At 68.2% G+C, this 5537-nt stretch carries 7 protein-coding genes and 1 pseudogene; 3 read left to right on the top strand and 5 right to left on the bottom strand.

Annotated features, from left to right (window positions below; genetic code table 11):
* The 3 genes and pseudogenes from AC1DU6_RS18915 to AC1DU6_RS18905 all read right to left on the bottom strand — a co-directional run.
* Positions 1-298, bottom strand: a pseudogene (locus AC1DU6_RS18915) (methyltransferase); the annotation flags it as partial.
* Positions 299-310: 12 nt separating this feature from the next.
* Positions 311-838 carry a PEP-CTERM sorting domain-containing protein gene (locus tag AC1DU6_RS18910; RefSeq protein ID WP_477858872.1) on the bottom strand — a complete coding sequence of 176 codons (528 nt, stop codon included), beginning with the start codon at positions 836-838 and terminating at the stop codon, positions 311-313.
* A 118-nt stretch (positions 839-956) separates the two neighbouring features.
* Positions 957-1628, bottom strand: a complete 672-nt coding sequence (locus AC1DU6_RS18905) for a histidine phosphatase family protein (protein ID WP_056193121.1) — start codon at positions 1626-1628, stop codon at positions 957-959.
* 52 nt (positions 1629-1680) lie between these two features.
* On the opposite strand from AC1DU6_RS18905, the gene AC1DU6_RS18900 reads away from it, so the two are divergent.
* From AC1DU6_RS18900 to AC1DU6_RS18890, 3 genes are read left to right on the top strand one after another with little or no spacing between them, the layout of a single operon-like run.
* Positions 1681-2127 (top strand): GNAT family N-acetyltransferase, encoded by a 447-nt coding sequence (locus tag AC1DU6_RS18900; RefSeq protein WP_162247735.1) that lies wholly within the window; start codon positions 1681-1683, stop codon positions 2125-2127.
* Positions 2120-2779: an alpha/beta hydrolase gene (locus AC1DU6_RS18895; protein WP_457390337.1), complete on the top strand. Its 660-nt coding sequence runs from the start codon at positions 2120-2122 to the stop codon at positions 2777-2779. Before AC1DU6_RS18900 ends, AC1DU6_RS18895 begins: the two co-directional genes overlap by 8 nt.
* A 58-nt stretch (positions 2780-2837) precedes the next feature.
* Positions 2838-4067 carry a hypothetical protein gene (locus AC1DU6_RS18890; protein ID WP_477858869.1) on the top strand — a complete coding sequence of 410 codons (1230 nt, stop codon included), beginning with the start codon at positions 2838-2840 and terminating at the stop codon, positions 4065-4067.
* Here AC1DU6_RS18890 and AC1DU6_RS18885 read toward each other — a convergent pair.
* Both AC1DU6_RS18885 and AC1DU6_RS18880 read right to left on the bottom strand, forming a co-directional pair.
* Positions 4064-4504 carry a GNAT family N-acetyltransferase gene (locus AC1DU6_RS18885; protein WP_477858867.1) on the bottom strand — a complete coding sequence of 147 codons (441 nt, stop codon included), beginning with the start codon at positions 4502-4504 and terminating at the stop codon, positions 4064-4066. The genes AC1DU6_RS18890 and AC1DU6_RS18885 overlap by 4 nt on opposite strands.
* On the bottom strand, positions 4501-5537 hold a 1037-nt coding region (locus AC1DU6_RS18880; protein WP_477858865.1), incomplete at its 5' end, for a prolyl oligopeptidase family serine peptidase. The genes AC1DU6_RS18880 and AC1DU6_RS18885, both read right to left, overlap by 4 nt.

Genomic DNA, 5537 nt, shown 5'->3' with positions numbered 1-5537 from the left:
AGCGCGCGCCCAGCAGCGTGGCGATCTCGGCCAGGCCCGCCTCGGGGGCGTGGTTCTTCGTCACGTCCTTGGTACGGTGGCGCCAGAGAAAGCTCAAGGCCGGCTCACCGCGCAGTTCGACCAGGCGCACGGTGAGGCGCTCGACGTCCTCGTCATCACCCACGGGGCCGGACAGCAGCAACTTGCCAAACTGCCCGCCGGCCAGGGCCAGGCGGATGAGGTGCAAAAAGCGCTCGTGGGCCGGCGCGGTGGCGGCCGGCGGCGGCGTGATGAGGGACGTGAACAAGGGCGCGGCCATAGCCGCGCATTGTCAGTGAGCCCGTCGGCGCTGGCTCCACAGGCCGATGAAGCCCATGCCCGCCATCAGCAGTGCCAGGCTCTGCGGCTCCGGCACGGCGGCCGTGACCCGCAACGGCTCCCAGCTCATGGACACCAGGCCCAGGCGCTCGTCGGTGACGACGCCCGGGATCGTGTAGCTGGGCCAGCCCTTGCTGTCGAAGCTGAAGAAGCGCACGCCCTCCTCGTTCTGGCTGAAGGCGGCCATGTGCGAGAGCGTGCCGCTGGAGAGTTCGAACTCCAGGCCGGCGCGTTCGCTGAAGCCGAGGTTGAAGGCCTGCACGGCGCGGTTGCCGGACMAGTTCAGCTCAAACTCGGTCAGCTCATAGGCATAGAGCCAGCCATTGCCGTCGAGGTCGCTGCCGGCGAAATGGCCGCTCAGCGTGGCACCATCGGCGTAGCCGGTCTGGTTGAAGCAGTAGCTCTGGGCCTGGGCCGGTTCAACGAAGGTGGCGGCCAGGCTGATCAGGGTGGCGAAGGCAAAAAGGCGGGGTGAAGACATGACGGAACTCCATCGGAGGTTGAGGAGTCGTCATGCTGCCGACCGGGTCGCACGGCCGCTTCGCCCAGGAGAGCCATGCCCAGTGCCGTCGGTATTGGCCCGTTTGGGGCCGGCGCGCTCAGGCGTGCGTGATGTGCGCCCGCATCTCCGCCGTATCCAGGTGCGGCAGCGTGTTGAACGTGACGAGGTGGTGGCGCTTCGGGTTGAAGGCGAACTCGGTGACAGCCGAGTTGCGGATGCGCAGGTTGAGTTCCACAAAAGTCTCGGGCGGCGTGGACAGCACCTGGGCCACGGCCGTGGCGATAGGCCCACCGCTGGAGACGATGAGCACCTGTTTGCCCACACCCAAAGCCAGCACGCGTGCCAGCGCATCGGCCACGCCGGCGGCGAAATCCGCGTGCGCCGGCATGCCCACCGGTGCCGTCTCGCCGCTCATCCAGGCCAGCAGGCCCTGGCGAAGCAGCCGGAAGTGGTGCTTGACGGCCTCGGGGGTCGTCGGGGCATCGATGGGGCCGGGGTGGATGGCGCGCACGACGGCCTCGCTGTCGTACTCGTTCAGCCCCGGCAGTGCGACGGCGGGCAGATCCTCACCGTAGCCCTCGACGATGCCCGCCAGCGACTGCTTGTGCCGCCGCAGCGTGCCGGTGAACACGGCATCGAAGCGCTGGCCGCGTTCGCGCCAGTAAGCGCCGAGATGGCGGCATTGCTCATGGCCCTTGGCGCTGAGCTGGTCATAGTCGGCCGCACCAAAGCTGGCCTGACCGTGGCGGACGAGATAAAGGCTTCCCATGAACGTGATCATGAACGGCAAGGGCAGCGCCCGCTGTCGCGACAATGACGCCATGACACTTCGAATCGCCACGCGCGACGACACTGCCGAGATCTGGCGCGTGCGCTATGCCGTCACCGAGAACAAGCTGACCCCGGGCCGCATCTCGGATGCCGAACTGCATGTCTATCTGGAAGATTTCGGCCGTGGCTGGGTTGTCGAACTGGAGCCCGGGCGCATTGCGGGCTTTGCCATCGGCGACGCCCGCGACGGCCACATCTGGGCGATGTTCGTGGACCCGGCGTTGCATGGGCAGGGCTACGGCCGCCAGTTGCACGACGTGATGGTGAACTGGCTGTTCGCTCAGGGCCACGGGCGCCTGGACCTGGGCACCCAGCCCGATTCGCGCGCCGAGGCCTTCTACCGTCGAGCCGGCTGGACGCCGACCGACGAAGGCCTGGACGACTACGGCGACAAACGCTTTGAACTTCGCATCGAGAACTGGAACCCCCATGCTTGAAACCCATGTCATTGAGACCGGCCCCAATCCCGGCACGACGCTGATCGTGCTGCACGGCCTGGGGGCCGACGGCCATGACTTCGTGCCCATCTGCGGCGAGCTTGATTTGAAGAGCCTGGGCGCCGTGCGCTTCGTGTTCCCGCACGCGCCCGAACGGCCCGTCACGATCAACGGCGGGTATGTGATGCGGGCCTGGTACGACATCCTCGGCGCCGACCTCGTCAAGCGCGAGGACGAGGCCGGCTTGCGCGAGTCGCAGCGGCAGATTGCCGAACTCATAGACAGCGAGCGCCAACGCGGCGTGGCAGCGAACCGCATCGTCCTCGTCGGCTTCTCGCAGGGCTGCGCAATGGCGCTGATGACGGCGCTGCGCTACCCCGAGCGCCTGGGCGGCGCCGTCGGCTTGTCGGGTTATCTGCCGCTGGCTGCGACGACGGCCACCGAGCGCTCGGCGGCGAACGCCGACCTGCCCATCTTCATGGGCCATGGCAGCCAGGACACCATCGTCGTGCCCGCCCGCGGCACGGCCAGCCGCGACGCTCTGCGAACTCTGGGCCATGAGGTCGAATGGCATGACTACCCCATGCCGCACTCGGTCTGCATGGAGGAGATCGAAGACCTGAACGCCTGGCTGCTGAAGCAACTGGCTTGAATTCGGGGGCTTGTTTCCATCACCGACGGATGGGCTCGTCGGGGAAGATCAAGTAGTCATGGAGCGCCTGGCCGAACAGATCGTTGACTGGCACAACCGCCACCCGCTTGCGCGGCGCATCGCCGTGGGCGATGTGCACACCGTGGGCGTGGTGGCCCTGCCCTTTGTGCGCGCCTCCGCCGAGGCGGGCGGCCTGGTCGAGCCCGTGCTGACCGATGTGGTCAGCGCCTTCGACGCATTGCATGGCTCGCCCCCTCTGTCACGCTGGGCGGCATGGAAGCAGCGCCTGACGCATCTGCCGCGCCTGATCGCCCGGCGCCCGCGCACGCAGTGGCGCGCCTTCAGCGAGAAATTCCTGCCCGGCCTGAGCGCGGCCCAGGTCGAGCGCTTTGCGCTGGCCCATGGCTTTGCCGAGCCGCCGGCCACCCCCGACAGCCGGCCCTGGCGCGTCATCGTCATCGACGAGACCCTGGCCAGCTCCCACGGCGGCTGGCCTTTCGAGCTCTATGTGATGACGGCGGGCGTCGATGTGGGCAGCGCCCGCACCCGCGTGCTGGCCGGCCGCGGCATCCCTTCGGAAATCATTGGCCGCCGGCTGTGGGACCCGATCCGCCTGGGCGCAGCGGGTGCCGTCCTGGCGGTCCTGATCGCCGTGGGTGCCTGGATGCTGTGGCCCCAACGCGCGGCCGAGCCGGCCGCTGCGCCGCCCCCGACGGCAGCGTCGGCGGCATCAGCGCCGGCCCTGCCTGTCTCCGCCTCAGCCGCTTCTGCGCCCGCCTCCGCTCCAGAGTCGGCCGTTGCGGCCGCTTCGGCCGCTCAAGCGCCCGCCAGCGAGGCTGCAAGCGACGCGCCACCGCCCGATATTCGCCCCCGCCTCGTGGAGCGCACCGACGGCATCAAGCGCCCGCCGATCCTGCGCTCGGACAAGCCCGCCGAGGCGCCTGCGGAAAAGCCGGGCGAAAAGACGGTCGACAAGCCCGAGCCTGCCGCCAGCAAGCCCGAGCCCGTCGACCCACGCCTGGCTCGCCTGGCCCAGTCATCGGACAAGGTCGTCGTCGCCCTCGTCGGCCCGCCGGGCAGCAAGGCCGAGGCCGAGGCGCTGCTGGGGAAGATGAAGGCGGGCCTGGTCGGCGTGCACGGCAACCCCGACGCGCTGCAGGCCGATGTCATCCAGACGCCCGAGGGCTGGCGCGCAACGATCTGGCCTTTCCCGAGCCGGGAGCAGGCCCAGCTGATCAACGCGACGCTGGTGGCTCGCGGCCTCAAGACCAAGGCCGTGAACTTCTAGGACCGGCGTATGACGAAGGCGCGCTTGTCGCCGCTGTCAAAGCCACAGCGCTCGTAGAAAGCCCACACGGCGGGGTCCTTGCGGCTGGTTGTCAACACGACCTTGTAGGCACCTGCGCCCCAGGCTTGATCAATCGCATGCCGGACGACGGCCTGGCCATGCCCCTGGCCGCGATGGTCCGCATGGGTGACGACGTTCTCGATGACGCCATAGCTGCTGCCGCCGCGCGTCAGGTTGGGGATGACGGCGAGGTTGCAGCTGGCGATGAGCGTCTCACCGTCAAAAAGCCCGAAATGGCGCAGCCACGGATGTGCGAACACGGCGTGTACCGCCTCTTGCGAAGGCGGCGCATCGCCGGCGTTCAGGTGCTGGTAGAGATCCGTCAGGGCATCGACATCGCCGACGCCCAGGTCGCGGATCGCGACCGACGCCGTCACTTCACTTCCAACTTCATCGTGTTGGCAATGAAGGCCAGGATGTCGCTGCGCTCCTCGATGATCTTGGATGTCGGCTTGCCCGCGCCGTGGCCGGCGTTGACCTCGATGCGGATCAGCTTCGGAGCCGCACCCGTGTCGGCGGCCTGCAGCGTGGCGGCGTACTTGAAGCTGTGCGCCGGCACAACGCGGTCGTCATGGTCGCCGGTCGTGATCAGCACGGCCGGGTACTTGGCGCCGCTCTTGATGGTGTGCACCGGCGAGTAGGCGCGCAGCGCGTTGAACATCTCCGGGCTGTCGGCGCTGGTGCCGTAGTCGGTAGCCCAGGCCCAGCCGATGGTGAAGTTCTGGTAGCGCAGCATGTCCATCACGCCGACCTGCGGCACGGCGACCGCGAACAGGTCGGGGCGCTGGTTGGTGACCGCGCCGACCAGCAGGCCGCCGTTGCTGCCACCGTTGATGGCCAGCGTCGCGGGGCTGGCGACCTTGTGGCTGATCAACCATTCGCCGGCGGCGATGAAGTCGTCGAAGACGTTCTGCTTCCTCAGCTTGGTGCCGGCCTCGTGCCAGGCCGAGCCGTATTCGCCACCGCCGCGGATGGAGGCAATGACGTAGACGCCGCCCATCCTCATCCAGGTCGCGGCCGTCACGCCATAGCCGGGCGTGATGGAGATGTCGAAGCCGCCATAGCCGTAGAGCAGGGTCGGGTTGCTGCCGTCGAACTTCAGGCCCTTCCTGGCGGCGATGAAGATGGGGAAGCGGGTGCCGTCCTTGCTGGTGACGAATTCGCGGCGGGTCTCGAACTCATCGGGGTTGAAGGCCGTCTTGGGCCGCTTGAAGAGGCTGATCTTGCCGGTCTTGACGTCGTAGCGATGGATCTCGGCCGGGGTGGTCAGGCTGGTGTAGCTGAAGAAGGTTTCCTCGTCGCTCCAGCGCCCGCCGAAGCCGCCAGCCGTGCCGATGCCGGGCAGCTTGACCTCACTGAGCTGCTTGCCGTCGGCGCCATGCACGCGCACGAGGGTCGCAGCGTCATGCA

The organism is Roseateles sp. P5_B10 (assembly GCF_056400485.1).
This window is presented reverse-complemented; position numbering and strand designations above follow the sequence as displayed.

Excerpts from the sequence above, each read along its gene's own strand:
- AC1DU6_RS18895 (WP_457390337.1), top strand. The coding sequence starts at position 2,120 with ATGCTTGAAACCCATGTCATTGAGACCGGCCCCAATCCCGGCACGACG.
- AC1DU6_RS18900 (WP_162247735.1), top strand. The coding sequence starts at position 1,681 with ATGACACTTCGAATCGCCACGCGCGACGACACTGCCGAGATCTGGCGC.
- AC1DU6_RS18890 (WP_477858869.1), top strand. The coding sequence starts at position 2,838 with ATGGAGCGCCTGGCCGAACAGATCGTTGACTGGCACAACCGCCACCCG.
- AC1DU6_RS18905 (WP_056193121.1), bottom strand. The coding sequence starts at position 1,628 with ATGGGAAGCCTTTATCTCGTCCGCCACGGTCAGGCCAGCTTTGGTGCG.